Below are 25337 nucleotides of genomic sequence, written 5' to 3'. Positions count from 1 at the left end.
TAATAAACCGCGGCTGCCCCACACATCCGCGAGCCCTCATCCAGGTACGGTTCCGGCCCTTGAGGCGAGGCCCAGAATTCTGCACCAGTGATCGCTCGGCCCGAGCGCGTCAGCGCAGCCGCTTCTTGATGCGGGCCAGCATCGCCGACATCCCGCGCAACCGCAGCGGGCTGATCAGGGCAGCGAGCCCCAATTCGGAGTAGAAGTCGTCGGGTACGGCCAGGATCTCGTCGGCAGAGAGGTCGTCGAGCCCCACGGCCAGGATCGCGGCGAACCCACGCGTGGTCGGCGCTTCTGCCGGCGCGCTGAAGTACAGCCGGACATGCTCGCGGTTGTCGGCGTCGACGTGCAGGAACAGCGGCGACTGGCATTCGGGCACCGGTTCCATCGCGGCCTCTTCGAGGTCGGCGGGCAGCGGAGGCAACTCGTTGGCGAACTCCAGGAGCAGTTGCAGCTTGTCCTGCCCCTGCACCTCCTTGAAGTCCGTCACCACCTCCGCCAGCGCGGCCGGCATTGCACTCATGAGGAGCCCGGCACATCCCCTGGTTCGGACCCGGCCACGACAGGCACCCGAACGGCGTTGCCCCATTCGGTCCACGAACCGTCGTAATTGCGGACGCCGGGCAAGCCCAGCAGGTGGGTCAGCACGAACCAGGTGTGGCTCGAACGCTCACCGATGCGGCAGTAGACGATCGTCTCGTCGTCGGGGGTCAAGAAGCCGTACAGATCCTCGAGCTCGGCACGGCTGCGGAACCGGCCACTGTCGTCGGCGGCCTTGGCCCACGGAATCGACCGAGCGGACGGTATGTGGCCGCCCCGCAGCGCGCCCTCCTCGGGATAGTCGGGCATGTGGGTGCGTTCCCCGGTGTACTCCTGCGGCGAGCGGACGTCGATCAGGGGCGCCTTCCCGAGTGCATCGAGAACGTCCTCCTTGAATGCGCGGATCGGCGCGTCGTCGCGCTCCACGACGGGGTAGCCGGTGCTGGTCTTGGTCGGCACGTCGAGCGTGGTTTCGCGGCCGTCGGAGATCCACAGGTCGCGGCCCCCGTTGAGGAGCCGGACGTCGGGGTGACCGAACAGCGTGAACACCCAGAGGGCGTATGCCGCCCACCAGTTGCTCTTGTCGCCGTAGATCACCACGGTGTCGTCGCGGGCGATGCCCTTGCGGTTCATCAGGTCGGCGAACTGTTCGCCGGTGATGTAGTCGCGCACGTGGGGGTCGTTCAGGTCGGTGTGCCAGTCGATCTTGACCGCACCCGGTATGTGGCCGGTGTCGTAGAGCAGCACGTCCTCGTCGGACTCCACGATGGCCAGTCCCGGCCTGCCCAGGTTCGCCGACAACCAGTCGGCGGTGACCAGGCGTTCGGGATGGGCGTATGACTGCAGGGCAGGGTCTGGATCGGCAGGTAGAGGCACAAACCCGAGCCTACCGAGGCACGCATGCCCCGTGGGATCAGGTGACCGGGTTATCGCGCCAGAGGTCGGCCAGCGACAGCCCGGCGCGCTCGAACATGCCGCGGACCAGGGGCAGTCCGATGCCGATCACCGACGACGGGTCGCCGTCCACGCCCTCGATGAACCAGCCGCCCAAACCGTCGAGGGTGAAGCCGCCCGCCACTGCCGTCGGCTCCCCGCTGGCGACGTAGGCCTCTAGGTCGGCCCTCGAGGGCGACGCGAAGTGCACGGTGGTGGCCTCGGCTTCGGCCAGCCGGCACACAATGCCGTTGTCCTGCAACCGAATCACGCAGTGACCCGTGTGGAGCCGGCCGGAGGAGCCGGCCATCTGCTGCCACCCGGCAAGTGCGGCCTCGGCCGAGGCGGGTTTGCCCGCCAACGTCCCGTCACGGAACAGCATGGAATCGCAGCCGATCACGACGCAGTCGGCACCGACCGCCGGATCGAGTTCGGCGACCACGGCGTCGGCCTTGGCCGTGGCGAGGGCGACCGTCACCTGCGCTGGTGTCGCCGCGTCGTCGAGCCCGGCGACGACGGCGTCCTCGTCGACGCCGGACACCACGATCAGCGGATCGATTCCGGCCTGCCGCAAGACTTTTCGACGGCCGGAGGACGCCGAGGCGAGGACGACGCGCGTCATCGACGGCGCATGTGTGCCCGTTCCACGAGCGTCACCCGCTGCCAGCTGAACGGCGTGTACCGCAGCCGGTCGACGGGATGACCCCAGAGGTTCTCTTCCTGCTCGCGCGGCTCGGACGGCACGCTCGACGCGGCGGCCAGCACCGCGATCAGCGCGGCGAGCTCGTCCTGGCTCGGCTCACCCCTGACGACCTGGATGTGCGCCTCGTGATCCTGCTGGGCGGCGCTCTGCTCGTCCGTCACCGTCACTTCGGCCTCTCCGTCGCCTGCGGGTGCTGAGCCGTTATTCGGGCTCACAGGAGCTGAATTGTTCGCCCCGCTCACAGGGGAATGTTCCCGTGCTTCTTGGGCGGAATCTGCGTGATCTTGCGTTCCAGCAACCGCAGCGCGTTCGCGACGTAACCGCGCGTGTGCGACGGCGGGATCACCGCGTCGACGTAGCCGCGTTCGGCCGCGATGTAGGGGTTGACCAGGGTGTCCTCGTACTCCTGCTGCAGCTCCAGGCGCAGCGCGTCGACGTCCTCGCCGTTCTTCGCCGCTTCCTTGAGCTTGCTGCGGTACACGAAGCCGACGGCGCCCGAGGCGCCCATCACCGCGATCTGCGCGGTCGGCCATGCGACGTTCACGTCGGCGCCCATCTCCTTGGACCCCATGACGCAGTAGGCACCCCCGTAGGCCTTGCGGGTGATCACGGTGATCTTGGCGACGGTGGCCTCCCCGTAGGCGTAGAGCAGCTTGGCGCCGCGCCGGATGATGCCGTTGTACTCCTGGCCGGTACCCGGCAAGAAGCCCGGCACGTCGACCAGCATCACGATCGGGACGTTGAAGCAGTCGCAGGTCCGGATGAACCGGGCGGCCTTCTCCGAGGCGTTGATGTCCAGGCAGCCGGCGAACTGTGTCGGTTGGTTGGCCACGATGCCGACCGGGCGGCCCTCGATGCGGCCGAACCCGACGATGATGTTCTGCGCGTAACCGGCCTGCACCTCGAGGAACTCGTCCTCGTCGAGGATGCGGGTGATGACCTCGTGCATGTCATAGGGCTGGTTCGGGGAGTCCGGAATCAGCGTGTCCAGCTCGATGTCCTCGTCGGTGAGGTTGTCCTCGATCGGCCCCTCGGGAACCGCCTCCGGATAGCGCGGCGGGTCGGCGTAGTTGTTGCTCGGCAGGTACGAGAGCAGTTCGCGCACGTAGTCGAACGCGTCCTGCTCGCCGGAGGCCACGTAGTGCGCCAGCCCCGACTTCGACATGTGGGTGTGCGCGCCGCCGAGTTCCTCCATCGTCACCTCTTCACCGGTGACGGTCTTGATGACGTCGGGTCCGGTGATGAACATCTGGCTGGTCTGGTCGACCATGATCACGAAGTCGGTCAGCGCGGGGGAGTACACGTGGCCGCCCGCCGCGGCGCCCATGATCAGTGAGATCTGCGGGATCACGCCGGAGGCCAGGATGTTGTTGTGGAAGATGTTGCTGTACAAGCCAAGTGAGACCACGCCCTCTTGGATGCGCGCGCCCGCACCGTCGTTGATGCCGATCAACGGCCTGCCGGTCTTGATCGCCAATTCCTGCACCTTGACGATCTTCTCGCCGTACACCTCGCCGAGGCTGCCGCCGAAGACTGTCGCGTCCTGACTGAAGATGCACACCTCACGGCCGTCGATGGTGCCGTAACCGGTCACCACGCCGTCCCCGAGCGGGCGGTTGGCCTCCATCCCGAAGTTGGTGCTGCGGTGGCGGGCCAGCGCGTCCAGTTCGACGAACGAGCCCTCGTCGAGCAGCGCCAGGATGCGTTCACGAGCGGTGAGCTTGCCCTTGGCGTGTGTCTTCTCGATCGCTTCCTCGCCGACCGGGTGCAAGGTCTCCTCGGCGCGCCTGCGCAGATCGGCCAGCTTGCCCGCGGTGGTGTGGATGTCGATCTCGTGTTCGCCTGACGGCTCGACCGACGGCTTCTGAACGGAGGTCATGGTGGTCGATGCTAACGAACGACCGGCGCGCGACCGACGGCGCGTCCTTAAGGTCCCCTTAAGGACGCCTTGCGCACCGCGCGCAGACCCGCCGGTGGTAGTAGTGAGGGCCGAACGCGTCTTCAGATGGGAGTCCGATTCCGATGACCGCGCGCCCGGCTCCGCTCGACGTCGAGGTGCTGCGCGAGCAGGTGTTCGCCGGTTCGCGCGCGTGGCGGCGTATCGACGTGGTGGCCGAGACCGGGTCGACCAACGCCGACCTGATCGCACGTGCCGGGGGTGGCGAGGACATCGCCGGCGCGGTGCTGATCGCCGAGAACCAGACCGCGGGCCGTGGCCGCCGGGGTCGCAGCTGGTCGGCAGTGCCGTTCGCGCAGATCACGATGTCGGTGGGCATCGACGCGACCGGGGCGCCCAGCTCCGCCTGGGGCTGGCTGCCGCTGGCGACCGGCGTGGCCGTCGTCGACGCGGTCGCCGACACCGGTGTCACGGCCGGCCTGAAGTGGCCCAACGACGTACTGGCCGGGGGCGGCAAGCTGGCCGGAATCCTGGCCGAGGTCGCGGGTGGTCAACAGGCCGTCGTGCTCGGCGTCGGGCTCAACGTCTCGCTGCGCGGTGAGGACGTCGGCGTCGAGGGGGCCACCTCGCTGGTGGACCTGGATGTCCCGGCACCCGATCGGCAACGCCTGGTCGTGCGGCTGCTGCACGAACTGGGCAACCGCGTCGAGTCGTGGGCTCGAGCCGTAGGCGCCGACGCCGGCCTTGCCGCCGACTACCGCGCCCGCAGCCTCACGCTGGGCCGGCGGGTCCGCGCGCTGCTGCCCGGCGATCAGCAGGTCGTCGGCGTGGCGCAAGACGTCGACGAGCAGGGTCGGCTGGTCATCGATGCCGACGGCCGGTCGATTACCGTCTCCGCAGGCGACATCGTCCATCTGCGGCCCGACCAGTGATTTCGCTTTAAGGTCATCGCATGGGTTATCCCGACAACGTGCTCGCCTCGGACGAGCAGGTGGTCTTGCACCGCCATCCGCATTGGAAGTGGCTGATCGGGCCGGTCCTGGTGTTGCTGCTGGTGACCGCGCTGGCTGCGTTCGGCGCCGGCTACGTCAACACCATGGAGTGGGATCAGACCGCCCGCAACGTCGTGCTGATCGTGATCGGCGCGATCTGGCTGGTGATCATCGGGTGGCTGACGATCTGGCCGTTTTTGAGCTGGTGGACGACGCACTTCGTGATCACCGACCGCCGGGTGATGTTCCGGCACGGGGTGCTGACCCGGTCGGGAATCGACATCCCGCTGGCGCGGGTCAACAGCGTCGAGTTCCGGCACGGACTGCTGGACCGCATGTTGCGGACCGGCACGTTGATCTTCGAGTCAGCGGCCCAAGACCCGATCGCGTTCGACGACATCCCGCGGGTGGAGCGGGTCCACTCGCTGCTGTATCACGAGGTCTTCGACACCCTGGGCTCGGAGGAGTCGCCGAGCTGAGCGGCGCCGCGGGCGCGTCGGCCGGGGCGGCGCAGCGGGGTGACGTTGCCTTCGGCGTGCTCGGCGGTCACCCCTTCGTGGTGGTCCTCGAGGAGTTCGGCGAGCCCGCCCGCGGTGAGCGACTCCATCGCCCGGTCCGGGTTGCGGCCGAACTCGTCGGGGAACACCCAGCGCCGGAACGCCCAGAACCGGAACGCCATCTGCAGCAGGTTGCCGATGATGTAGGCCGAGATGAAGTCGGCGATGTTCTCCACGGTCAGGCTGACTTCGGGCACCCGCAGCATCAGCACGTAGCTGGAGATCCACAGCGGCGCCATGCTCAACAGCACGCCGACCCCGCTGACGCCGAAGAACAGGAGCGCCTCGTGATGACGCTCGCGGCCGCCGCGGTCGCGGAAGCTCCACTCGCGGTTGAGGATGTAGGACGCGATCACCGCGACGATGCCCGCGATGATCTTGGCCGTGACCGGCTTGGGCTCGAGCACCGTCAGCTTGAGCGTGTAAAAGACCGATGTGTCGATGAGGAACGTCGTCGCGCCGACGATCGCGAACTTGATCAGTTCGTGATGCCGCTCGAAGTACGGCCGTACCGGGCGGGGCAGCCGTGCGATCGTCGCATCGGTAAAGGACACAACAGGGCAGTGTACGGAAATACCGCACTCTACGTGTACTCATGCAGGTCGCAGCCGGTGCATCGGAACCGACCCCGCGGCGTGGTCATGACACCATGAAGACGTGTCACAGAACCCCAAAGGGCCGCCGGTGGTGGCCATGGTCGGCGGTGGTCAGCTGGCCAGAATGACCCATCAGGCCGCGATCGCGCTCGGCCAGACGCTGCGCGTCCTCGCCGTGGACGCCGGCGACCCGGCCGCGCAGGTGAGCCCGGATGTGGTGTTGGGCACACACACCGATCTCGACGCGTTGCGCCGTGCCGCCTCCGGCGCCGACGCGCTGACCTTCGACCACGAGCACGTGCCTGCCGAACTCCTGGAGAAGCTGCAGGCCGACGGTGTCAACGTGGCTCCTCCGCCGTCGGCGCTGATCCACGCCCAGGACAAGCTGGTGATGCGCCGCAGGCTCGAGGCGCTCGGCGCGCCGGTGCCGCGGTTCGCGGCGGTCGATGACCTGTCCGACATCGACGCGTTCGCCGCACGGATCGAAGGTCCCGTCGTGGTCAAGACCGTGCGCGGCGGGTACGACGGCCGCGGGGTCACGCTGGCCGGCGACGTCGCCGAGGCGCGCGAGGCCGCGCAGCGCTACCTGGACGGCGGGGCGGACGTGATGGTGGAGGAGAGGGTCGCCATGCGGCGCGAACTGGCGGCCCTGGTGGCGCGTTCGCCGTTCGGGCAGGGCGCGGCGTGGCCGGTGGTGGAAACCGTGCAGCGCGACGGCATCTGCGTCGAGGTGATCGCACCGGCGCCGGGCCTTGATGACGAGTTGCGCTCAGCGGCTGGGCAATTGGGTTTGCGGCTGGCCTCCGAACTCGGGGTCGTCGGGGTGCTGGCCGTCGAGTTGTTCGAAACCGTCGAGGGCACCCTGCTCGTCAACGAGCTCGCCATGCGCCCGCACAACTCCGGGCACTGGACCATGGACGGTGCGCAGACCAGCCAGTTCGAACAGCACCTGCGTGCGGTCCTCGACTATCCGCTTGGCGACACCGCCCAGGTCGTCCCGGTCACGGTGATGGCCAATGTGCTTGGCGCACAACAGACACCGACGATGGCGATGGACGAGCGGCTGCACCACCTGTTCGCCAGGATGCCCGACGCGAAGGTGCATCTCTACGGCAAGGCCGAGCGGCCCGGCCGAAAGATCGGTCACGTCAACGTTCTCGGCGCGCCCGCCGGTTCTCTTGACGACGACGCGTTCGTCGCCGATGTGCGCGAACGCGCGGCCAGGGCGGCACACTGGTTGTCGCACGCGGAATGGACGGACGGATGGGATCCACATGAGTAGTGCTGCTGCGCCGCGGGTCGGCCTGATCATGGGCAGCGACAGCGACTGGTCGGTGATGGAGGACGCCGCCCACGCGCTGGCCGAGTTCGATGTGCCCTTCGAAGTCGGCGTCGTCTCCGCACACCGCACGCCGGTCCGCATGCTCGAGTACGCCCAGAGCGCCGCGGACCGCGGTATCGAGGTGATCATCGCCGGGGCAGGCGGGGCGGCGCATCTGCCGGGCATGGTGGCCTCGGCGACCCCGCTGCCCGTCATCGGCGTGCCGGTGCCGCTGGCCAAGCTCGACGGCTTGGACTCGCTGCTATCAATCGCGCAGATGCCCGCAGGCGTGCCGGTGGCCACGGTGTCGATCGGCGGCGCCCGCAACGCGGGCTTGCTGGCGGTGCGGATCCTCGGGTCGGCGGACGCGGCGCTGCGCAAGCGGGTCGTACAGTTCCAGGCCGACCTGCACGACACGGTGCTGCAGAAGGATGCGGCGCTGCGCGACCGCCTCCTCGGCGAATAGGGAGCCGGACCCGCGGGAGTAGGGTTACCGGCGAGTAGCAAGGAGTTTTTCATGGCCATCGGCAACCCGTCATTCGACCTCTTTCAGCTCTCCGACGAGCACAACGAACTGCGTGCGGTGCTGCGCGATCTGTGCGAGAAGGAGATCGCCCCGCACGCGGCCGACGTCGACGAGAAGGCGCGCTACACCGACGAGGCGCTGGCGGCGCTGACCTCGTCGGGGATGGCCGCCATCCACATCCCCGAGGAGTACGGCGGTCAGGGCGGCGACTCGATCGCGGCGTGCATCGTGATCGAAGAGGTCGCGCGGGTGTGCGCATCGTCGTCGCTGATCCCGATCTGCAACAAGCTGGGCACGATGGGTCTGTTGCTGCGCGGCAGCGAGGAACTCAAGAAACAGGTGCTGCCGTCGATCGCCGCCGGTGAAGCCGTCGCGTCGTACGCGCTGTCCGAACGCGAGGCCGGCAGCGACGCCGCATCGATGCGCACCAGGGCCCGCCGTGAGGGTGACGAGTGGGTGCTCAACGGCGCCAAGTGCTGGATCTCCAACGGCGGCCAGTCGACGTGGTACACGGTGATGGCGGTGACCGATCCGGACAAGAAGGCCAACGGCATCTCGGCGTTCGTCGTGCACCGCGACGATCCCGGCTTCTCCATCGGCGCCAAGGAGAAGAAGATGGGCATCAAGGGATCGCCCACCACCGAGTTGTACTTCGAGGACTGCCGGATCCCCGCCGACCGGATCATCGGCGAGGAGGGCACCGGTTTCAAGACCGCGCTGGCCACTTTGGATCACACTCGGCCGACCATCGGTGCGCAAGCGGTCGGCATCGCGCAGGGCGCGCTTGATGCCTCGATCGCATATGTCAAGGAGCGCAAGCAGTTCGGGAGACCGATCGCTGACTTCCAGGCGGTGCAGTTCATGCTCGCCGACATGGCGATGAAGATCGAGGCCGCGCGGTTGACGGTGTACTCCGCCGCCGCCAGGGCCGAACGCGGCGAGTCCGAACTCGGGTTCATCTCCTCGGCGTCGAAGTGCTTCGCCTCCGATGTCGCGATGGAGGTCACCACCGACGCGGTTCAACTGTTCGGCGGTTACGGCTACACCACCGACTTCCCGGTCGAGCGGATGATGCGCGACGCCAAGATCACCCAGATCTACGAGGGCACCAACCAGATTCAGCGCGTGGTGATGTCCCGCGCGCTACTGAAGTAGCCCCGCTCAGGTGTACTCGATGAAGGTGGCCATCCCCGCTTCGAGGTGATAGGTGTTGTGGCAGTGGGTGATCCACCGCCCGGGGTTGTCGGTGTCGAAGTCGATGTCGACGGTGCGCAGCGGCGCGACGAGCACCGTGTCCTTGCGGGCCCGCGGGCCGTCGGCCCCCATCACCTGGAACGTGTGGCCGTGTAAGTGCATGGGGTGGAACATCTTCGACTCGTTGACATAGCGGATGCGCACGCGTTGGTCACGTGCCACCGCGTATCCGTCGCGGGGCGGGTCGTAGCGCTTTCCGTTGATCGTCCAGGTGTAGCCGTTGACCGGACCGGCCAACCGCATGTCGATGACCTGCTGGGCGGCGCGGTCGGGCAGGTTCACCTCGGGTGTGGCCGCCAGCGTCGCGGTGTCGAGCGGGGGCTGGGTCCGCAGCGTCGCGACGTAGTCGTCGATGTTGCCCGTGCCTGCCTTGTTGTCGACGCGCATGTCGAGCCTCGCGTAGCCGTCCTTGCGGTACGCCGCGGCGATGACCGGCGCCGACGCGTGCAGGGTGACGATCGCATCGGCCCGTTCTCCCATCCCGAGGATGACCGAATCGGCCTGCCTGGACTCGACCGGGAACCCGTCGGTCGCGATCACCCGCAGCGGGTGTCCGGGCACACCGACCTGGAACGCGGTGTCCGAACCGGCATTGATGACACGCAGTCGAATGCGTTGTCCGGCACGGTAATCGACGACCTCCGGATCGGCGGTCACGCGTCCGTTGATGACGTAGTAGGGGTAGGTGACGTCGCCGCCGTCGTCGCCGAGCGGGGTGGCCGGGTTGATGCCGGCGTCCGGGATGTTCGGCATCGCCGGCATGCCCGCCTTGTTCAGTTCGGCAAGGACCTGGTCGGGGGTGCGGCCGGTGCCGTCGACCCAATCGTCGAGCACGACGACGAGTTCGTCGTCGTAGTCGGCGCCGTCGGCGGGGTCTTCGATGATCAGGGGGCCGTACAGCCCGCGGTCGAGTTGGGTGCCCTCATGGGAGTGGTACCAGTACGTCCCGGCGTCGGGCACGACGAAGTCGTAGGTGAACGATTGGCCCGCGGGTACGGCGGGCTGCGACAACACGGGCACGCCGTCCATGGGGTTGGGGATGGCCAGACCGTGCCAGTGGATGGTGGTCGGGGCGGGCAGCCCGTTGTCCAGCTGTGCGCGCATCCTGTCGCCTCTGCGGATGCGGATCTCCGGGCCGGGCACCCTGTCGCCGTACGCCCAGGTGCGGACGGTGACTCCGCCGAGGTCGACGTCAACCTCGGCAGGGGTGAACGTGATGTCGAATCCCGGCCCCGAGGCCCGATCGGCCGACGCCGGCTCGGGCGTCTTCGACGAACAGCCGCCCACGACGGCGGCCGCCACGCCCGCCGACAGCACGAAGAATTCGCGCCGGTCGATCACGTCCTCCAGCGTGGCACTGCGAGGGCTTCCGCGTCGGCGAAAGCCCCATTTCGCCGATATGGCTCTCAGCCCTTGGTGACCTTCTCGGTGGCCCTGCGGCGGTCGGCCAGCGCGACATCGGGATTGGCCACCTGCACGAGCGAGGCGCCGACGGCGAAGACGGCCAGCATGTGGTCGACGAGCTCGTCGGCGCTATCCCATCCGGCGCTGGACAGCACTCGGTCGGATGCGGTGAAACCCTGTGCCGCAGCGGACTGGCGGGCCGCGGTGAGCACCTCGTCGACGCCGCGGCCGTTGAGCGCGGGGCCGGGCATGCGCTCCGGTGAGATCTGGTCGCCGTGTACCCGCACCGCGGTGGCGTAGTCGGTGACACCGACCGGTAGATCGGCCGCGGGCTTGCCGAACGGGTCCAGCGACAGCACCGCGACCTCGCCTATTCCGCTGCCCATCCCGACCGCCCCGTCGGCCTCGGCCAACCGGTCGGCGGTGCACAGCGCGACATCGGCGGAGTCCACCGAAGCGTCCCCGAGCACCACCTCGGCGCCGATCCACCAGATACCGAAGAACACGGCGGCGCTCTGCCAGTGTGCGGGCAGCAGGACCGCGATGCGAGACGACGGGCCTGCGTCCAACTCGTCGCGTAACAGGTTGGCGGTCTTGGCGGCCCAGTTCGCGAGCGTGGCGGTGGACAACTCGATGCGCTCGCCGGTCGCGTCGTCGTAGTAGGTGATGCGGGGGCCTGCGGGGTCCGAGGCCATGAGCGGGTCGAGGATTGCCCCACTGACGGTCGTCACGCTCGTCGACGTTAGTTGACGCACTCCGGGTCGTTGGATCCGGCGGTCAGGATCGGCGACGGGGGCGGAGCGGTCTCGGTCGAGCCGACGGCCACCGAATCGGTGGTCAGCGTCGGAACGTTGCTGCCGTCCAGGCCCGAACCCGGACCGGTGTAGTCGTCGGCCAGCACCACGCGCACGTGCCCCGGGGCCACCGACGGGTCCTCGACGATCGCCAACTCGCCCAGGTCCTTCGAGACAGCCTGTGCGCCAAGGTCATCGGTCTTGTTGGCGCGCACCTGGCTGCTGGCCACCGGGTCGCCCTCGTGGTTGCCCGTCGCGCCGGGGGTGAACCCCTTATTGGTCAGCACCTGCGACACCGCGGCGGCCAGGCCGTTGACCTCGGTGGCATTGACCACCTCGACGGTGGTCTTGTCGGGCGTGTAGGCGATCTGCTCGGTCTTACCTTCGTCCTGCTCGTCCAGCAGGCCTTCGATCCAGCTCTTGACCTCACTGGGGTCCACGCGCACGACGCTCTGCATCCCGTCGTCGCTCCAACCGTTCTCCTGCAGCACTGGAATGGTGGCGAACGCGACGTTGCCCGCGGCCAGCTTCTGCAGTTGCTCGGCGAATTGCATGACGTCCCAACCGTCGGAGAGTACGACGGAGCGCTGCACGGCATCCTGCAGGCGGTTCAAGGTGGCCGGACTCGACAGCGTCTTGCCGGAGATCACCTCGTGCGCAAGGGAAGCCATCACCGCCTGCTGACGCGTCACCCGGTCGAGGTCGCCGCGTGGCAGATCGTGGCGCTGCCGGACGAAGCTCAGCGCCTGCGGGCCGTTGAGCTTCTGCCAGCCGGCAGGAAAGTCGGCTCCCGAAAGCGGTTCGTACACGGGCTCTTTCAAACACACGTTGACGCCGCCGAGGGCGTCGGTGATCAACGCGAAGCCCAGCAGTCCGATCTCGGCGTAGTGGTCGACGGTGACGCCGGTGAGGTTGGCCACGGTCTTGATCAGGGCTTCGCGTCCGGCTTCCTTGGCCTGCGGCTCGGCTTCGGCCGGGTCCACGCCCTTCTGCTCGACGAGCTCGGTCATCTTCTCGAGGTGTTCCGAGCCGTACACGCCGTTGATCTTCATCTTGCCGATTCCCGGTGCCTCGACATAGGAGTCGCGCGGGATCGAGATGGCGGTCGCGGATTTTCCGTTGTTGGGGACGCGGATCAAGATGATCGTGTCCGTGTTGGTGGCTTCGTCGTCGCCCGCCCGCAGCGTCGCCAGTTCCTCCTGGGATAGAGGATTGCCGTGCGCGTCGGTGCGGCTGTCCATGCCGACGAGCAGGATGTCGATCGCGCCGTCTTCGCCGCCCTCGCCCAGCGCGATCGACGAGATGTGGTTGATGCCGGATTCGAACGAGCGGATCTTGCCCCACGCGACGCCCGTACCGACCACGATCGCCAAGGCCGCGGACACGGCGATGACACGGAGCAGTCGACCGGGCATCAGCCCAGGCTACTGGCGAGACGGGCACGAAGCGGGTAGCGCGCCTCGGCGTGCCAGACTCGTGACCATGACTTCTCGCGGGCCGGGCCGGATCGTCATTCCCGGTGCAGGCGGCATGGTCGGTCGGGTTCTCGCAGCTCAGGCCCGCCAGCAGGGCCGCGAGGTGCTGGCGCTGACGTCGTCGGAGCTCGACATCACCGATGCGGCGGCCGCCCAGCGTGTCATCGAATCCGGTGACGTGGTGATCAACTGCGCCGCGTACACCAACGTGGACGCGGCCGAGACCGAACAGGACCGTGCGCACGCGGTCAATGCCGACGGACCGGCTCACCTCGCGCGGGCGTGCGCCGCCGTCGGCGCCCGCCTGATCCACATCTCGACCGACTACGTGTTCTCCGGCGCAGCGCGCCGCCCGTATGAGATCGACGACGAGACCGCGCCGGTGAACGTCTACGGCCGCACCAAACTCGCTGGGGAGCGGGCCGTGTTGGCCGCCCTGCCCGGCGCACACGTCGTGCGCACGTCGTGGGTGTACGAAGGCGGCGACGGTACGGACGTCGCCGCGACCATGCGCCGAAAGGCCGCCGGCGACGAAACGGTCGAGGCGGTGGCCGACCAGACCGCATCCCCGACCTACGCCGGTGACCTCGCCGCGGCGCTGCTGGAGATCGCCGACGGCGCGATCAGTGCACCGGTGCTGCACGCCGCCAACGACGGGGAGGCCAGCCGCTACGACCAGGCGCGCGCGATCTTCGAGGCCGTCGGCGCAGACCCCGGGCGGTTGCGGCCCGTCGCCGGCGCCGAAAGCCCACGGCCCGCGCAGCGCCCGACGTACACGGCGCTGTCGGGCCGGCGGTCCGCCGATGCCGGCCTCACCCCGCTGCGACCGTGGCGCGAGGCGCTCGCGGATGCGCTGTCGCGGTACGGGCGTGGCGGCCCGATACCCTCGACGCCGTGAGTTCGGAACGGGTGGCACATGAGTGACGAGTTGGTGGTCGTCACGGTGACGTACTCGCCGGGTCCACACCTCAACCGGTTCCTGGCGACGCTGTCGCATGCCACCGACCGGCCGGTGACAGTGGTGATGGCCGACAACGGCTCGACCGACGGCGCACCCGAAGAGGCGCTCGCACGCTATCCCAACGTCCGATTGCTGCCCACCGGCGGCAATCTCGGATACGGCAGCGCGGTGAACCGCGCGGTCGCGGAGTACCTGACGGACTCGGACAACAACGACTTCTTCATCGTGGCCAACCCCGATGTGCAGTGGGGTCCGCGCAGCATCGACATCCTGCTGGAGGCCGCTGCCCGCTGGCCGCATGCGGGTTCGCTCGGCCCGCTGATCCGCGACCCGGACGGTTCGGTGTATCCATCGGCGCGGCACCAGCCCAGCCTCGTGCGCGGCGGGATGCACGCCGTCGTGGGACCGTTCTGGAAGTCCAACCCGTGGACCGCCGAATACCGCCAAGAGCGCCGGGAGCCCAGCGAACGCGCCGTCGGCTGGCTGTCGGGATCGTGTCTGTTGCTGCGCCGGTCGGCGTTCGAGGAGATCTCGGGCTTCGACGAGCGCTACTTCATGTACATGGAGGACGTCGACCTCGGTGATCGGCTGTCGCGGGCGGGCTGGCAGAACGTGTATGTGCCGGCCGCCGAGGTTTTGCACGACAAGGGGCACGCGACCGGCAAGGACCCCGCGCGCAACTTGGCCGCCCATCACACCAGCACCTACACTTTCCTCGCGGATCGGTACCCCAGGTGGTGGCAGGGTCCGCTGCGGTGGACGATCCGAAGCTCGCTCGCCGCGCGTGCGGGCCTGGTGGTCCGCAGCTCACGACGCAACCGGGCGAAAGGACGGCGCAAGTGAATCCCGCACACGTCGATGCCGTCATCCTCGTCGGTGGTTTGGGCACCCGGCTGCGGCCGCTGACCCTGTCCGCGCCCAAGCCGATGCTGCCGACGGCCGGCTTGCCGTTTCTGACGCACCTGTTGTCGCGCATCGCCGAGGCCGGTATCGAGCACGTCGTGCTGGGCACGTCGTACAAGGCCGCGGTGTTCGAGTCCGAGTTCGGCGATGGGTCCAAGTTCGGCCTGCAGATCGAATACGTCGTCGAGACCGAACCGCTGGGCACCGGCGGCGGCATCGCCAACGTCACGGGCAAGCTGCGCCACGACACCGCGCTGGTGTTCAACGGCGACGTGTTGTCGGGTGCCGACCTTCGCGCGCTGCTGAACTCGCATGAGGACAACGCCGCCGACGTGACGCTGCACCTGGTGCGTGTCGGTGACCCTCGGGCATTCGGTTGCGTGCCAACCGATTCCGACGGCATGGTGACCGCCTTCCTCGAGAAGACCCAGGACCCGCCGACCGATCAGATCAACGCGGGCTGCTATGTGTTCAAGCGCGAGGTGATCGAGCGCATCCCCAAGGGCCGGGCGCTTTCGGTCGAACGCGAGGTGTTCCCGGGCCTGCTCTCCGACGGGCTCCGGGTGTGCGGCTACGTCGACTCCACCTACTGGCGCGACATGGGCACACCGGAGGATTTCGTGCGGGGGTCGGCGGATCTGGTGCGCGGTATCGCGCCGTCACCCGCGTTGGGCGGGCACCGCGGTGAAAAGCTGGTGCACGACGGCGCCAGCGTCGCACCGGGGGCGCTGCTGATCGGCGGCGCGGTGGTCGGTCGAGGTGCCGAGATCGCCGGGGGCGCACGGTTGGACGGCGCGGTCATCTTCGACGGCGCGCGGGTGGGCGCCGGCGCGGTGATCGAACGCTCGATCGTCGGGTTCGGGGCCCGCATCGGCCCGCGCGCGCTGATCCGCGACGGCGTGATCGGCGACGGCGCCGACATCGGTGCCCGCTGCGAACTGTTGCGCGGTGCACGCGTGTGGCCGGGCGTGACGATCCCAGACGGCGGGATCCGGTTCTCGACCGACGTCTAGCCCGCGATTTCGGTGTCGTTGGTTGCGCTGAGCGCAACGGATGACACCGAAATCACCTGGCGCGGGCGGCCGCCGCCAGTTGGGTGAGACCGAAGTCGCAATCCTCGGGCAGCGCGTCCAGCGGCCACCACCGCAAGTCCAAAGACTCGTCGCTGATGGCGGTTTCGGCGTCGACGGGCGCGTGGACGATGAACTGCATGTCGAGGTGACGGGTCGGCACCCCCAGCGAGCACGTGACGGGGTGGACGTGCAGCGCGGCCATGGTCGGGTCGATCGTGAGACCACCGATGCCGGACTCCTCGGTGGCCTCTCGCAGTGCGGCCGTCACGACATCGGGATCGGTCGGCTCGCAATGCCCGCCGAGTTGCAGCCATCGCCCGAACCGGGGGTGCAGTGTCAGCAGTGCGTGGGTCCCGGCGTGGTCGAGCACGAGGGCCGACCCGGTGACGTGGCCCGCGACGCATTCACGCAGGCAACCGTCGGGTCGGGCCGCCAAGAACGCCAGCACCGCGTGCCGCAGGGTGTCCTGTGCGGGATCCGGTGCGCGCCAACGGCTCAGCACCTCCACCGCTGATGCGTGCAGGCTCACTTGCGCACCAGCAGTTCGTCGGTCGGCACGGGAGGCCGCGGGCCGGACGGCCCGTCCTGCGCGTAGCCGATCGCGATCGCGCCCAACGGTTCCCAGTCGTGGGGCAGGTCGAGCTCCTCACGGACGATGTCGGGGGCGAAGATCGTCGACCCGATCCAGCAGCTCCCGACACCCCGCACCGCCAACGCCACCAGAAGCGCCTGCACCGCCGCGCCGACCGCGACGGTGAACATCGTGTGCTCCGCGGCCGTGCGGTCGGCGTCCGGATAGTCGTGCGCGCCGTCGGGCACCAAAAATGGGATGACGACCTCTGGTGCGTCATAGAGGATCCGGCCGCGTTCGACGCGACGCTCGACGGCGTCGGCGGCGCGCCCGTCGGCGGTGAGGTCGGCGCGCCACTTGTCTTTCATCCGATCCAGCAGGACCTCCCGTCGGGCGGGATCCTGTAGCCACACGAACCGCACCGGTCGGGTGTGATGCGGCGCCGGCGCAGTGAGGGCCTCGGCGACAGCGGATTCCACGAGCTCGGCGTCCACGGGCTCGGCCGTGAACTGCCGCACCGACCGGCGCAGCAGCTGCGCCTGACTCCTGCCGAGCGCGATGGCCTCCTCGGTGCCGAGCCAGAACAGGTCCTCCTCGCCCGCCCGAACCAGCCGGCGCGCGGTGGAACCGTCGTCGGGCAGCCGCAACCCGCGCACCACCGCGACCGGGATGTCGGTCAGCTTGCCCTTCACCAGATCCGCTGCCGCGGCGATCTCGTCGGCGACCGCGATCTCAGTGACGATCAGTTCGTTGCCGTGCCGGTCGACCGAACCGCCGTAACCGTGCAGCACGGTCACGCCGGCCGCGCCGATCGCCACGTCGGTCTGCCCGTTGCGCCAGGCCCGGCCCATGGTGTCGGTGACGACGACGCCGACCGTCACGCCGAGCCGCTCGCGCAGCGCCGACGCCAGTGCCGCGGCGCTGGCATCGGGATCGGTTGGAAGCAGCGCGAGTTCGGCGGAGTCGACGTTGGAGCCGTCGACACCCGCGGCGGCCTGAACGAGGCCGATCGCGTTCTCGGTGATCAGCGTGCGTCCCTTACGCGCCAGCACGCGGACCGCCTCGGCGTCGATGAGCCTGCGCCGCAGCACGTCGCGCTCCTCGGGGTCGATCGGCGCGTCGACGATGCGGCCCTCGCACTTCGACATCACCTTGCTGGTGACCACGACGATGTCGTCGTCGCGCAGCCACGGCGCGGCCTCGGCGATCGCCGAGGCGAGGTCGTCGCCGGGGCGGAACTCGGGCAACCCCGCAACGGGCAGCAGCTCCACCGCGGCGGCCGAGCCATGGTCGCCGCTCGGCGGCGCCGTTGAGCCATGGTCGCCGCTCATGGCTTCACGCCTGCCAAATCCATTCCGGCGCGAACCATCTCGGCGGTGACCTCGGGATCGGTCATGAGCAGTGGCACCGCACGCACCTCGACACCGTCGACCGCCGCGCCGTCTCCGTCGTGCACCAACCAGCCGTCGAGAATGCCGACACCGGAGCGCGCGCCGTAGTGCCTGCCGACGGCTTCGGACGTGCTCGGCACGCCGATCACCGACAGGCATTCATCGGCCATGCCGCGCAACGGCTTTCCGCCGATGATCGGGGAGTAGCCGATGACCGGCGCCGGTGTCGAACGCAGCGCGCCGCGGATACCGGGTACGGCCAGGATCGCGCCGATGCTCACCACCGGGTTGGACGGCGCGATGAGCACGACGTCGGCGGCTTCGATGGCCTCGGCGACGCCGGGTCCGGCAGTGGCTTTTTCGGCGCCGACGAAAGCGAAGCTGTGCGTTGGTACTTTCGCCCGGTATCGCACCCACCACTCCTGAAAGTGGATGGCACGTTTCTCGCCGGCGTACTCGCCGGGTCCGGGATCGGTGATGACGACGTGGGTTTCGCTGCGGTCGTCACTGGCGGGCAGCAGCCTGGCCCCGGGGGCCCATCGCGCGCACAGCGCCTCGGTCACCTGCGACAGCGGATAGCCCGCGCGCAACATCTGGCTGCGGACGAGATGTGTCGCCAGGTCCCGGTCGCCGAGGCCGAACCAATCGGGCTGCACGCCGTAGGCCGCGAGTTCCTCCTTGGCATGCCAGGTTTCGTTGCGATGTCCCCAGCCGCGTTCGGGATCGATACCTCCGCCGAGGGTGTACATGCAGGTGTCGAGGTCCGGACAGATCCGCACGCCGAACATCCACGCGTCGTCACCCACATTGACCACTGCAGTCAGTTCGTGCTCAGCAGTATCATCAGTCCCAGCAGTACCTTTAGCGCCACCAAACTGCCCAAGCCCCAACAGATGTTGCACGCCAAGTAGGAAGCGGGCGCCGCCGACGCCGCCGACCAGTACGGTGACCTTCACATCGACCGAGCGTAGGCCGTCCAACCGAATTCGGTACGGGCAGGAGTGGCGGCCCGGGCCGGTGGGCGGGAGTGTGATGGACACGCCGAGGTCACGACTCGCCGTATTTCGATCACGGAATGGTATGAATTCCTGTTCTAGAGCTTGACCAGGGCGACTGACGCGTGTGTAATCACAGCAGTGTCATTTCCCGGTAGGCCATCCGGTTCCGGTGCCGCAGACCGAGATTCGATCACTTGTTCGAATTGGAAGTGTTCCGCATCTCTGCGGGCCACTTATAGGGGATCAACGAGACCAGGTGAGGAGGCGGAAGATGTCTTTTGAGTACGGCGATTTCGATCGTCTGGTTCGGTTCGACAGCCGAGTCTTCGGCTCAGTAGACAGCGCGCCGCACGCCCATTCGGAACCGGCACCGGTTGAGACGCCCCGGCGTCCCCAGCTGAGTTTGGTGCCCGACCCGATCGATGTGGCGCCGGCACTGACACCGGAGGACGAACTCTGGCAGGAGAAGGCGCTGTGCGCCCAAACCGACCCCGAGGCGTTCTTTCCGGAGAAGGGCGGCTCGACGCGCGAAGCCAAGCGCATCTGCCAGGGCTGCGAGGTGCGCGACGCCTGCCTGGATTACGCGTTGGCGCATGACGAGCGCTTCGGGATCTGGGGCGGCCTGTCAGAGCGCGAGCGTCGCCGCCTCAAGCGCGGAATCATCTGAGCCGCGAGATCAGTCGTCGTCGATCGTCGGGTCGATGACGGAAGGCTCGACGCCCAGATATGTGGCGACCTGAGCCACCAGGATTTCATGCAGCAGCTCCTCGAGCTCGACTGAATCCTTGGCCCGCCGCTCGATTGGCTTGCGAAACAGCACAATTCGCGCGCGTGTTGCGTTCCCCCTGACGTCCACGCCCGCCGGGATCAGCCGGGCCAGCGCGATCGGCCCGTCGGCGATCACTTCCGGCGGCCACTGCACACTGTCGGGATCCTTGGGCGCAATGCGTGGTATCTCGTCCACCGCGACGTCCAGTGTCGCCAGCCGGTCCTGCCAACGCCGCTCGATCGGCTCGTAGGCCTCCAGCACCGCCATGTCGAACCTCTCGGCGCGACTGCGCCAGCCCGGCACGGTCGGGGGGAGTAACGGCCCGCGCATCCCGCGACCCCGGCGCGCGCGCATGTGTCCACGCTTGGCCACCGCTTGGGTGCTCCTTTCGTGCGCGATGAACTGGATCGTAACGGTTCGAGATCGGCCGTCGGCAGGCTGCGCGTGTCCGGCGGCATGCGGAGTGCGGCCACGATAGCCTTCCGCTGTGAACGTTCCCCGTCGCTGCTGCCGGCCCGGGTGTCCGCACTATGCGGTCGCGACGCTGACATTCGTCTACGCCGACTCCACGGCGGTCGTCGGCCCCCTCGCGACGGTGGCCGAACCGCATTCATGGGACCTGTGCGTCGTGCACGCCGGCCGCGTCACCGCGCCCCGCGGGTGGGAACTGGTGCGGCACGCCGGCCCGCTGCCCTCACACCCCGACGAAGACGACCTCGTCGCGCTGGCCGATGCGGTCCGGGAGGGGCGCGACGTCGCTCCGCCGATCAACCGGATGGCGACCGGGTTCTCCGACCCCGTCACCGGTGCACCTGGAGGCTCGCTGATGGCGCCGCCTGCCAGGCGACCCGAGTCCAACGGCCGCCGCCGAGGCCATCTGCGGGTGCTGCCGGACCCCACCGACTAGCCGACGTGCACGTCTGGCCGGACCGTTAGGCTGGCGCCAGTAGTAGTCCGTGTCACAAGGAGTCCTAATGTCCCGGCCCGCCGCGGCGGTTCATCGCGTCATCAAGGCTTATGACGTGCGCGGCTTGGTCGGTACGGAACTCGACGAGTCGTTCGTCGCCGACGTGGGCGGCGCCTTCGCCCGCCTCGTCCGAGACAGCGCCTCGCAGGTCGTCGTCGGCTACGACATGCGGGCCAGCTCACCCGCACTGGCGGACGCGTTCGCCGACGGCGTGACCGCCCAGGGCCTCGACGTGGTGCGGATCGGACTCGCCTCGACCGACCAGCTGTACTTCGCGTCGGGCCTCATGGACTGCCCCGGCGCGATGTTCACCGCCAGCCACAACCCGGCCGCCTACAACGGCATCAAGCTCTGTCGCGCCGGCGCCAAACCCGTGGGCAAGGACACCGGCCTGTCGACCATCGCCGAAGAGGTCATCGCCGGCGTCCCCGGCTACGACGGTGCGGACGGCACGATCAGCGACCGCGACGTGTTGGCCGACTACGGCGAGTTCCTGCGCTCGCTGGTGAGCCTTGCCGACCTGCGACCGCTCAAGGTCGCCGTCGACGCGGGCAACGGCATGGCAGGCCACACCACGCCCGCGGTGCTCGGACCGATCTCGGGTATCACGCTGGAGCCGCTGTACTTCGAACTCGACGGCACGTTCCCCAATCACGAAGCCAATCCGCTGGATCCGGCGAACCTGACCGATCTTCAGGCCTTCGTCCTGCAGACCGGCGCCGATATCGGCCTGGCGTTCGACGGCGACGCCGACCGGTGTTTCGTCGTCGACGAGAAAGGGCATCCGGTCTCGCCGTCAGCGGTGACCGCGTTGGTCGCTGCGCGGGAACTCGGCAGGGAGATCGGCGCCACGGTGATTCACAACCTGATCACCTCGCGGGCAGTGCCCGAACTGGTGACGGAGCGCGGCGGTACGCCGGTTCGCAGCCGTGTCGGGCACTCCTATATCAAGGCGCTGATGGCCGAGACCGGTGCGATCTTCGGCGGAGAACATTCGGCGCACTACTACTTCCGCGACTTCTGGGGCGCCGACTCCGGAATGCTGGCCGCCCTGCACGTATTGGCCGCGCTCGGCGAACAACACCGGCCGCTGTCGGAGATGATGGCCGACTACCAGCGCTACGAGGCGTCCGGCGAGATCAACTTCACCGTCGCCGACGCCGAGCGGTGCGTCGACGAGGTGCTCAAATCGTTCGGCAACCGGATCCACTCCATCGACCACCTCGACGGTGTAACCGTCGACCTCGGTGAGGGCACCTGGTTCAACCTGCGCATGTCCAACACCGAACCGCTGCTGCGACTCAACGTCGAAGCCCGCATTACCGACGAGGTCGACCGGATCGTCGGACAGGTCTCCGACACCGTCCGTGGGCGACTCCCGTCCAACTCCGAGGTGGTCACGTGACCACCGGGCCGTCTCCTTCGGCCGCCATCATCGACCTCGACGACGTCGACGCACTGCTCGGCGCCGACCGCGACGGGCTGCTGCGCGCCGCGTCGATGGCGGGCGCCCAGGTGCGTGCCACCGCCGCCGCGCTCGCGGAGGGCGAACTCGATTCGCTGCGCACCGACGGGACACCGCGGACGGTGATCTGGGTCGCCGGTCGCGGCAATGCGGAGACTGCCGGATCGCTGCTCGCTTCGGCATGGGGCGGATCGGTGGCCGCGCCCATCGTCGTCGCCTCCGAGGTGCCGCCGTGGATCGGCCCATTGGATGTCTTGGTCGTCGCGGGCGATGACCCGGGCGATCCCGCTCTGGTGAACGCGGCCGCCACCGGAGTGCGCCGCGGGGCGCGCATCGTGGTCGCCGCGCCGTATGAAGGGCCGCTGCGCGACGTCGCGGCCGGGCGGGCGGCGGTGCTGTCGCCCAGGGTGTGGGTGCCCGACGACTTCGGGTTCGTGCGCTACCTCGCCGCAGGCCTGGCCACCCTCGACGTCGTCGACCCCACCATGCACGTCGATCTCCACGCGATGGCCGACGAACTCGACGCCGAGGCGCTTCGCAACAGCGCGAACCGAGAGCTGTTCACCAATCCGGCCAAGACACTGGCCGAACGGATGTCGGAGCGCGAAGTGGTGCTGGCCGGCGACAGCGCGGCGACGCTGGCGCTGGCCCGGCACTGCGCGGCCACCATGTTGCGCGTCGCCCATCGGGTCGTGGCCGCCGCCGGCTTCGCCGATGCGCTCGTGGTGCTGCGCGGCGGCATGGGAGGCACGTCGGCGGCGGACCGGGAGCAGTCGATGTTCCACGACGAACAGATCGACGGTCCGCTTCCCCGGCGGATGCGCACATTCGTGCTCACCACCGATGCCGAGCAACCGATCGTCGCCGCCCGGGCCGCGGATCTGGACGATGTCGATGTGATCAGCGCCCAGGACGTGCCGGAACTGCCGGAGGCAGCAGCCGTGCCGGACGCGTCGACGGCGGCGGGCAGCATGGAACAACAGTTGGCCATGCTCGCCGTCCGCTTGGAGATGACCGCCGTCTACCTGAAACTAGTTCGAGGTTAGCCAAGTGCACTTGCTACGCGGAGCGGTGCGGACCTATGCCTGGGGTTCGCGCACGGACATTGCCGAGTTCACTGGAAAGCCCAGTCCCACAGCACATCCCGAAGCCGAGCTCTGGTTCGGCGCCCATCCCGGTGACCCGGCCATGTTGGAGACCGAAGCCGGTGAGCTTTCGCTACTGGATGCGCTGCGTGACGATCCCGAGGGGCAGTTGGGCGCGGCGGTCTGCGCGCGCTTCGGCGAGGCGCTGCCGTTTCTGGTCAAGGTGCTGGCCGCTGACGAGCCGCTCTCGCTGCAGGCGCATCCCAGCGCCGAGCAGGCGGTGGAGGGCTATGAACGGGAGAACAGGCTCGGTATCCCGGTCTCGGCACCCAACCGCAACTACCGCGACCCCAGCCACAAGCCCGAATTGATCGTCGCCGTGCGGCCGTTCGAGGCGCTCGCCGGCTTCCGGCCGGTGGCCCGGACCATCGAGTTGATGCGTGCGCTCGAGGTCAGCGATCTCGATCCGTTCGTCAACCTGCTCTCCGGTCAACCGGACGGTGACGGACTGCGCGCGCTGTTCACGACCTGGATCACCGCGCCGCAACCCGATGTCGACGTCTTGGTGCCCGCGGTGATCGACGGGGCCATCCACTACGTGTGTTCGGGCAGAGACGAATTCGCGGCCGAGGCAAAGACGGTGCTCGAACTCGGCGAACGGTATCCCGGTGACGCCGGTGTGCTGGCGTCCCTGTTGCTGAACCGCATCACCCTGAGTCCCGGCGAAGGCATCTACCTGCCCGCGGGTAACCTGCACACCTATCTCAGCGGTGTCGGTGTCGAGGTGATGGCCAACTCCGACAACGTGTTACGCGGTGGGCTGACGCCCAAGCACGTCGATGTCCCCGAGTTGTTGCGGGTGCTCGACTTCACGCCCGCCGAGGACGTGGTGGTCCGGCCCGAAAACGTCGAAGACGGCATCGAATGGGTGTACCGCACACCGGCTCAGGAGTTTTCGCTGTCGGTGCTCGACATCGACGCCGACAGGCTCGGTTACGAAATCGACGCGCCCACGCGGCACGACGGTCCGCAGCTGTTGCTGTGCGCCGAGGGTTCGACGGTGGTGCACGCCAAGGGTGGCACCGTCACGCTGACCCGGGGATCCGCGGCGTGGGTGCCCGCCGACGAGGGGCCGATCCGGCTGGCGGCCACCGAACCGACGAAGCTGTTCCGCGCGACGGTCGGCATCTAACGCTCAGTGCGCCGCGTCCTCCTTGGGGCGGCGGCCGAACGGCAACACATGCACCACCGCGACGACGATCGCGCCGACCACCAGGCCGATGACCGCCGACGCGGCCGTGTTGACCAGCCACGCCAGCACGCCGCCGACGCCGCCCACGGCATCGCGGACGATCTCCTCGAGGTGGTGCACGAAGCCGTACGGCAGGTGCCAGCCCAACTCGTCGGTTCCCAGCAGCAGGATATGGCCGCCGACCCACAGCATCGCGACCGTGCCGATGAGTGACAGCGCCGCAAGCAGTTTCGGCATCCCGGCCACCAGGCCGCGGCCGATCTTCTGCGCGAACGTCGAACTGCGTTGAGCCAGTCGCAGCCCGATGTCGTCCATCTTCACGATGCCGGCGACGACGCCGTACACCGCGATCGTGATCACGATCGCCACGACGATCAGGATGATCAGCCGCGGCCAGAAGGACTGATCGGCCACTTCGTTCAGCGCGATCACCATGATCTCCGCCGACAGGATGAAATCGGTGCGGATGGCGCCCGTCACCATGTACTTCTCGGCGTCCTCACCCACCTCCGCGACGGGGGCGGCGTGGTGGTCGTGGCCCCGTATACGCCCCCACACCTTCTCGGCGCCCTCGTAGCACAGATACGTCGCGCCGAGCATCAGCAGCGGTGTCAGCAGCCATGGCAGGAACTGGCTGAGCAACAGCGCGGCGGGAAGGATGAACAGCAGCTTGTTGCGCAGGGAGCCGATCGCGATGCGCTTGATGATCGGCAGTTCGCGCTCTGCGGCCAGCCCGTGAACGTACTGCGGGGTCACGGCGGTGTCGTCGATGACGACGCCCGCCGCCTTGGCGGTCGCGCGTCCCGCGGCCGCCCCGATGTCGTCGACCGATGCGGCGGCCAACCGTGCCAGCACCGCGACGTCGTCGAGAAGCCCGAACAGTCCCGCGCTCATCGCGTCTCCGTCATGG

General features: G+C 68.5%; 27 protein-coding genes. 13 read left to right on the top strand and 14 right to left on the bottom strand.

What is annotated here, in order from left to right:
• Positions 1-109: 109 nt before the first annotated feature.
• The 5 genes from CEX88_RS17045 to CEX88_RS17025 all read right to left on the bottom strand — a co-directional run bounded on the left by CEX88_RS17045 (position 110) and on the right by CEX88_RS17025 (position 4055).
• On the bottom strand, positions 110-523 hold the full coding sequence (locus tag CEX88_RS17045; RefSeq protein WP_068196707.1) for a SufE family protein: 414 nt from the start codon (positions 521-523) through the stop codon (positions 110-112).
• Positions 520-1416: a sulfurtransferase gene (locus CEX88_RS17040; protein WP_068196710.1), complete on the bottom strand. Its 897-nt coding sequence runs from the start codon at positions 1414-1416 to the stop codon at positions 520-522. Before CEX88_RS17040 ends, CEX88_RS17045 begins: the two co-directional genes overlap by 4 nt.
• A 37-nt stretch (positions 1417-1453) precedes the next feature.
• Positions 1454-2095 (bottom strand): Maf family protein, encoded by a 642-nt coding sequence (locus CEX88_RS17035; protein ID WP_094294367.1) that lies wholly within the window; start codon positions 2093-2095, stop codon positions 1454-1456.
• On the bottom strand, positions 2092-2343 hold the full coding sequence (locus tag CEX88_RS17030; protein WP_238382092.1) for an acyl-CoA carboxylase epsilon subunit: 252 nt from the start codon (positions 2341-2343) through the stop codon (positions 2092-2094). The genes CEX88_RS17035 and CEX88_RS17030 overlap by 4 nt, the downstream gene beginning before the upstream one ends.
• Before the next feature lie 71 nt (positions 2344-2414).
• Positions 2415-4055, bottom strand: coding sequence for an acyl-CoA carboxylase subunit beta (locus CEX88_RS17025; protein WP_064394776.1), 1641 nt, complete (start codon positions 4053-4055; stop codon positions 2415-2417).
• Positions 4056-4198: 143 nt separating this feature from the next.
• Here CEX88_RS17025 and CEX88_RS17020 point away from each other — a divergent pair, with 143 nt between their 5' ends.
• Both CEX88_RS17020 and CEX88_RS17015 read left to right on the top strand, forming a co-directional pair.
• On the top strand, positions 4199-5005 hold the full coding sequence (locus CEX88_RS17020; protein ID WP_094294366.1) for a biotin--[acetyl-CoA-carboxylase] ligase: 807 nt from the start codon (positions 4199-4201) through the stop codon (positions 5003-5005).
• A 20-nt stretch (positions 5006-5025) separates the two neighbouring features.
• Complete coding sequence (locus CEX88_RS17015) at positions 5026-5544, top strand: PH domain-containing protein (protein ID WP_094294365.1); 519 nt, start codon at positions 5026-5028, stop codon at positions 5542-5544.
• On the opposite strand, the gene CEX88_RS17010 is transcribed toward CEX88_RS17015, so the two are convergent.
• Positions 5499-6176, bottom strand: a complete 678-nt coding sequence (locus CEX88_RS17010) for a GtrA family protein (RefSeq protein ID WP_064394773.1) — start codon at positions 6174-6176, stop codon at positions 5499-5501. The genes CEX88_RS17015 and CEX88_RS17010 overlap by 46 nt on opposite strands.
• Positions 6177-6279: 103 nt before the next feature.
• On the opposite strand from CEX88_RS17010, the gene CEX88_RS17005 reads away from it, so the two are divergent.
• From CEX88_RS17005 to CEX88_RS16995, 3 genes are read left to right on the top strand one after another with little or no spacing between them, the layout of a single operon-like run.
• Positions 6280-7500: a 5-(carboxyamino)imidazole ribonucleotide synthase gene (locus CEX88_RS17005; protein WP_274381117.1), complete on the top strand. Its 1221-nt coding sequence runs from the start codon at positions 6280-6282 to the stop codon at positions 7498-7500.
• Entirely contained in the window at positions 7493-8005 is a 513-nt protein-coding gene (gene purE / locus CEX88_RS17000) for a 5-(carboxyamino)imidazole ribonucleotide mutase (protein ID WP_082694051.1), read from the top strand. The genes CEX88_RS17005 and purE overlap by 8 nt, the downstream gene beginning before the upstream one ends.
• 51 nt (positions 8006-8056) lie before the next feature.
• The gene (locus CEX88_RS16995; RefSeq protein WP_068196727.1) at positions 8057-9220 is read left to right on the top strand and encodes an acyl-CoA dehydrogenase; all 1164 of its coding nucleotides are present in this window, start codon (positions 8057-8059) and stop codon (positions 9218-9220) included.
• A 6-nt stretch (positions 9221-9226) separates the two neighbouring features.
• On the opposite strand, the gene CEX88_RS16990 is transcribed toward CEX88_RS16995, so the two are convergent.
• The 3 genes from CEX88_RS16990 to CEX88_RS16980 all read right to left on the bottom strand — a co-directional run bounded on the left by CEX88_RS16990 (position 9227) and on the right by CEX88_RS16980 (position 12932).
• Positions 9227-10660 (bottom strand): multicopper oxidase family protein, encoded by a 1434-nt coding sequence (locus CEX88_RS16990; RefSeq protein WP_094294364.1) that lies wholly within the window; start codon positions 10658-10660, stop codon positions 9227-9229.
• Positions 10661-10725: 65 nt separating this feature from the next.
• The gene (locus CEX88_RS16985) at positions 10726-11478 is read right to left on the bottom strand and encodes a TIGR03089 family protein (protein WP_202931535.1); all 753 of its coding nucleotides are present in this window, start codon (positions 11476-11478) and stop codon (positions 10726-10728) included.
• Complete coding sequence (locus CEX88_RS16980) at positions 11466-12932, bottom strand: LCP family protein (RefSeq protein WP_202931534.1); 1467 nt, start codon at positions 12930-12932, stop codon at positions 11466-11468. Before CEX88_RS16980 ends, CEX88_RS16985 begins: the two co-directional genes overlap by 13 nt.
• A 67-nt stretch (positions 12933-12999) precedes the next feature.
• Between CEX88_RS16980 and rfbD the strand changes: the two genes are divergently transcribed.
• From rfbD to manB, 3 genes are read left to right on the top strand one after another with little or no spacing between them, the layout of a single operon-like run.
• A complete protein-coding gene (gene rfbD, locus CEX88_RS16975; RefSeq protein WP_094294362.1) occupies positions 13000-13890 on the top strand; it encodes a dTDP-4-dehydrorhamnose reductase in 891 nt (296 codons plus the stop codon).
• A gap of 18 nt (positions 13891-13908) precedes the next feature.
• Entirely contained in the window at positions 13909-14796 is an 888-nt protein-coding gene (locus CEX88_RS16970; RefSeq protein ID WP_068196739.1) for a glycosyltransferase family 2 protein, read from the top strand.
• The gene (manB, locus tag CEX88_RS16965; RefSeq protein WP_066849032.1) at positions 14793-15869 is read left to right on the top strand and encodes a mannose-1-phosphate guanylyltransferase; all 1077 of its coding nucleotides are present in this window, start codon (positions 14793-14795) and stop codon (positions 15867-15869) included. The genes CEX88_RS16970 and manB overlap by 4 nt, the downstream gene beginning before the upstream one ends.
• A gap of 52 nt (positions 15870-15921) precedes the next feature.
• Here manB and CEX88_RS16960 read toward each other — a convergent pair whose 3' ends face one another.
• The 3 genes from CEX88_RS16960 to cofD are packed head-to-tail and all read right to left on the bottom strand — an operon-like array spanning position 15922 to position 18847.
• A complete protein-coding gene (locus CEX88_RS16960; RefSeq protein WP_066849030.1) occupies positions 15922-16458 on the bottom strand; it encodes an NUDIX hydrolase in 537 nt (178 codons plus the stop codon).
• Complete coding sequence (locus tag CEX88_RS16955; RefSeq protein ID WP_094294361.1) at positions 16455-17831, bottom strand: coenzyme F420-0:L-glutamate ligase; 1377 nt, start codon at positions 17829-17831, stop codon at positions 16455-16457. Before CEX88_RS16955 ends, CEX88_RS16960 begins: the two co-directional genes overlap by 4 nt.
• A complete protein-coding gene (cofD, locus tag CEX88_RS16950) occupies positions 17828-18847 on the bottom strand; it encodes a 2-phospho-L-lactate transferase (protein WP_094294360.1) in 1020 nt (339 codons plus the stop codon). Before cofD ends, CEX88_RS16955 begins: the two co-directional genes overlap by 4 nt.
• A 448-nt stretch (positions 18848-19295) precedes the next feature.
• Between cofD and CEX88_RS16945 the strand changes: the two genes are divergently transcribed.
• Positions 19296-19556 (top strand): WhiB family transcriptional regulator, encoded by a 261-nt coding sequence (locus CEX88_RS16945; protein WP_231744793.1) that lies wholly within the window; start codon positions 19296-19298, stop codon positions 19554-19556.
• A gap of 9 nt (positions 19557-19565) precedes the next feature.
• Here the strand turns inward: CEX88_RS16945 and CEX88_RS16940 are convergent, their stop codons facing one another.
• Positions 19566-19988 (bottom strand): metallopeptidase family protein, encoded by a 423-nt coding sequence (locus CEX88_RS16940; RefSeq protein WP_064394761.1) that lies wholly within the window; start codon positions 19986-19988, stop codon positions 19566-19568.
• A 157-nt stretch (positions 19989-20145) separates the two neighbouring features.
• On the opposite strand from CEX88_RS16940, the gene CEX88_RS16935 reads away from it, so the two are divergent.
• From CEX88_RS16935 to manA, 4 genes are all read left to right on the top strand, one after another.
• Complete coding sequence (locus CEX88_RS16935; protein ID WP_064345814.1) at positions 20146-20565, top strand: DUF3499 domain-containing protein; 420 nt, start codon at positions 20146-20148, stop codon at positions 20563-20565.
• A gap of 67 nt (positions 20566-20632) precedes the next feature.
• A complete protein-coding gene (locus CEX88_RS16930) occupies positions 20633-22030 on the top strand; it encodes a phosphomannomutase/phosphoglucomutase (protein ID WP_094294359.1) in 1398 nt (465 codons plus the stop codon).
• Positions 22027-23136 (top strand): TobH protein, encoded by a 1110-nt coding sequence (locus CEX88_RS16925; RefSeq protein ID WP_094294358.1) that lies wholly within the window; start codon positions 22027-22029, stop codon positions 23134-23136. Before CEX88_RS16930 ends, CEX88_RS16925 begins: the two co-directional genes overlap by 4 nt.
• A 4-nt stretch (positions 23137-23140) precedes the next feature.
• Complete coding sequence (gene manA, locus CEX88_RS16920; RefSeq protein ID WP_066849016.1) at positions 23141-24367, top strand: mannose-6-phosphate isomerase, class I; 1227 nt, start codon at positions 23141-23143, stop codon at positions 24365-24367.
• Between the two features lie 3 nt (positions 24368-24370).
• Here the strand turns inward: manA and CEX88_RS16915 are convergent, their stop codons facing one another.
• The gene (locus tag CEX88_RS16915; protein ID WP_066849013.1) at positions 24371-25321 is read right to left on the bottom strand and encodes a DUF808 domain-containing protein; all 951 of its coding nucleotides are present in this window, start codon (positions 25319-25321) and stop codon (positions 24371-24373) included.
• Positions 25322-25337: the final 16 nt, after the last annotated feature.

It is taken from the genome of Mycobacterium neumannii (assembly GCF_002245615.1).
Lineage (GTDB): Bacteria > Actinomycetota > Actinomycetes > Mycobacteriales > Mycobacteriaceae > Mycobacterium > Mycobacterium neumannii_A.
Note: the sequence above shows the minus strand (reverse complement) of the source record. Positions and strands in the feature narration are given on the sequence as shown.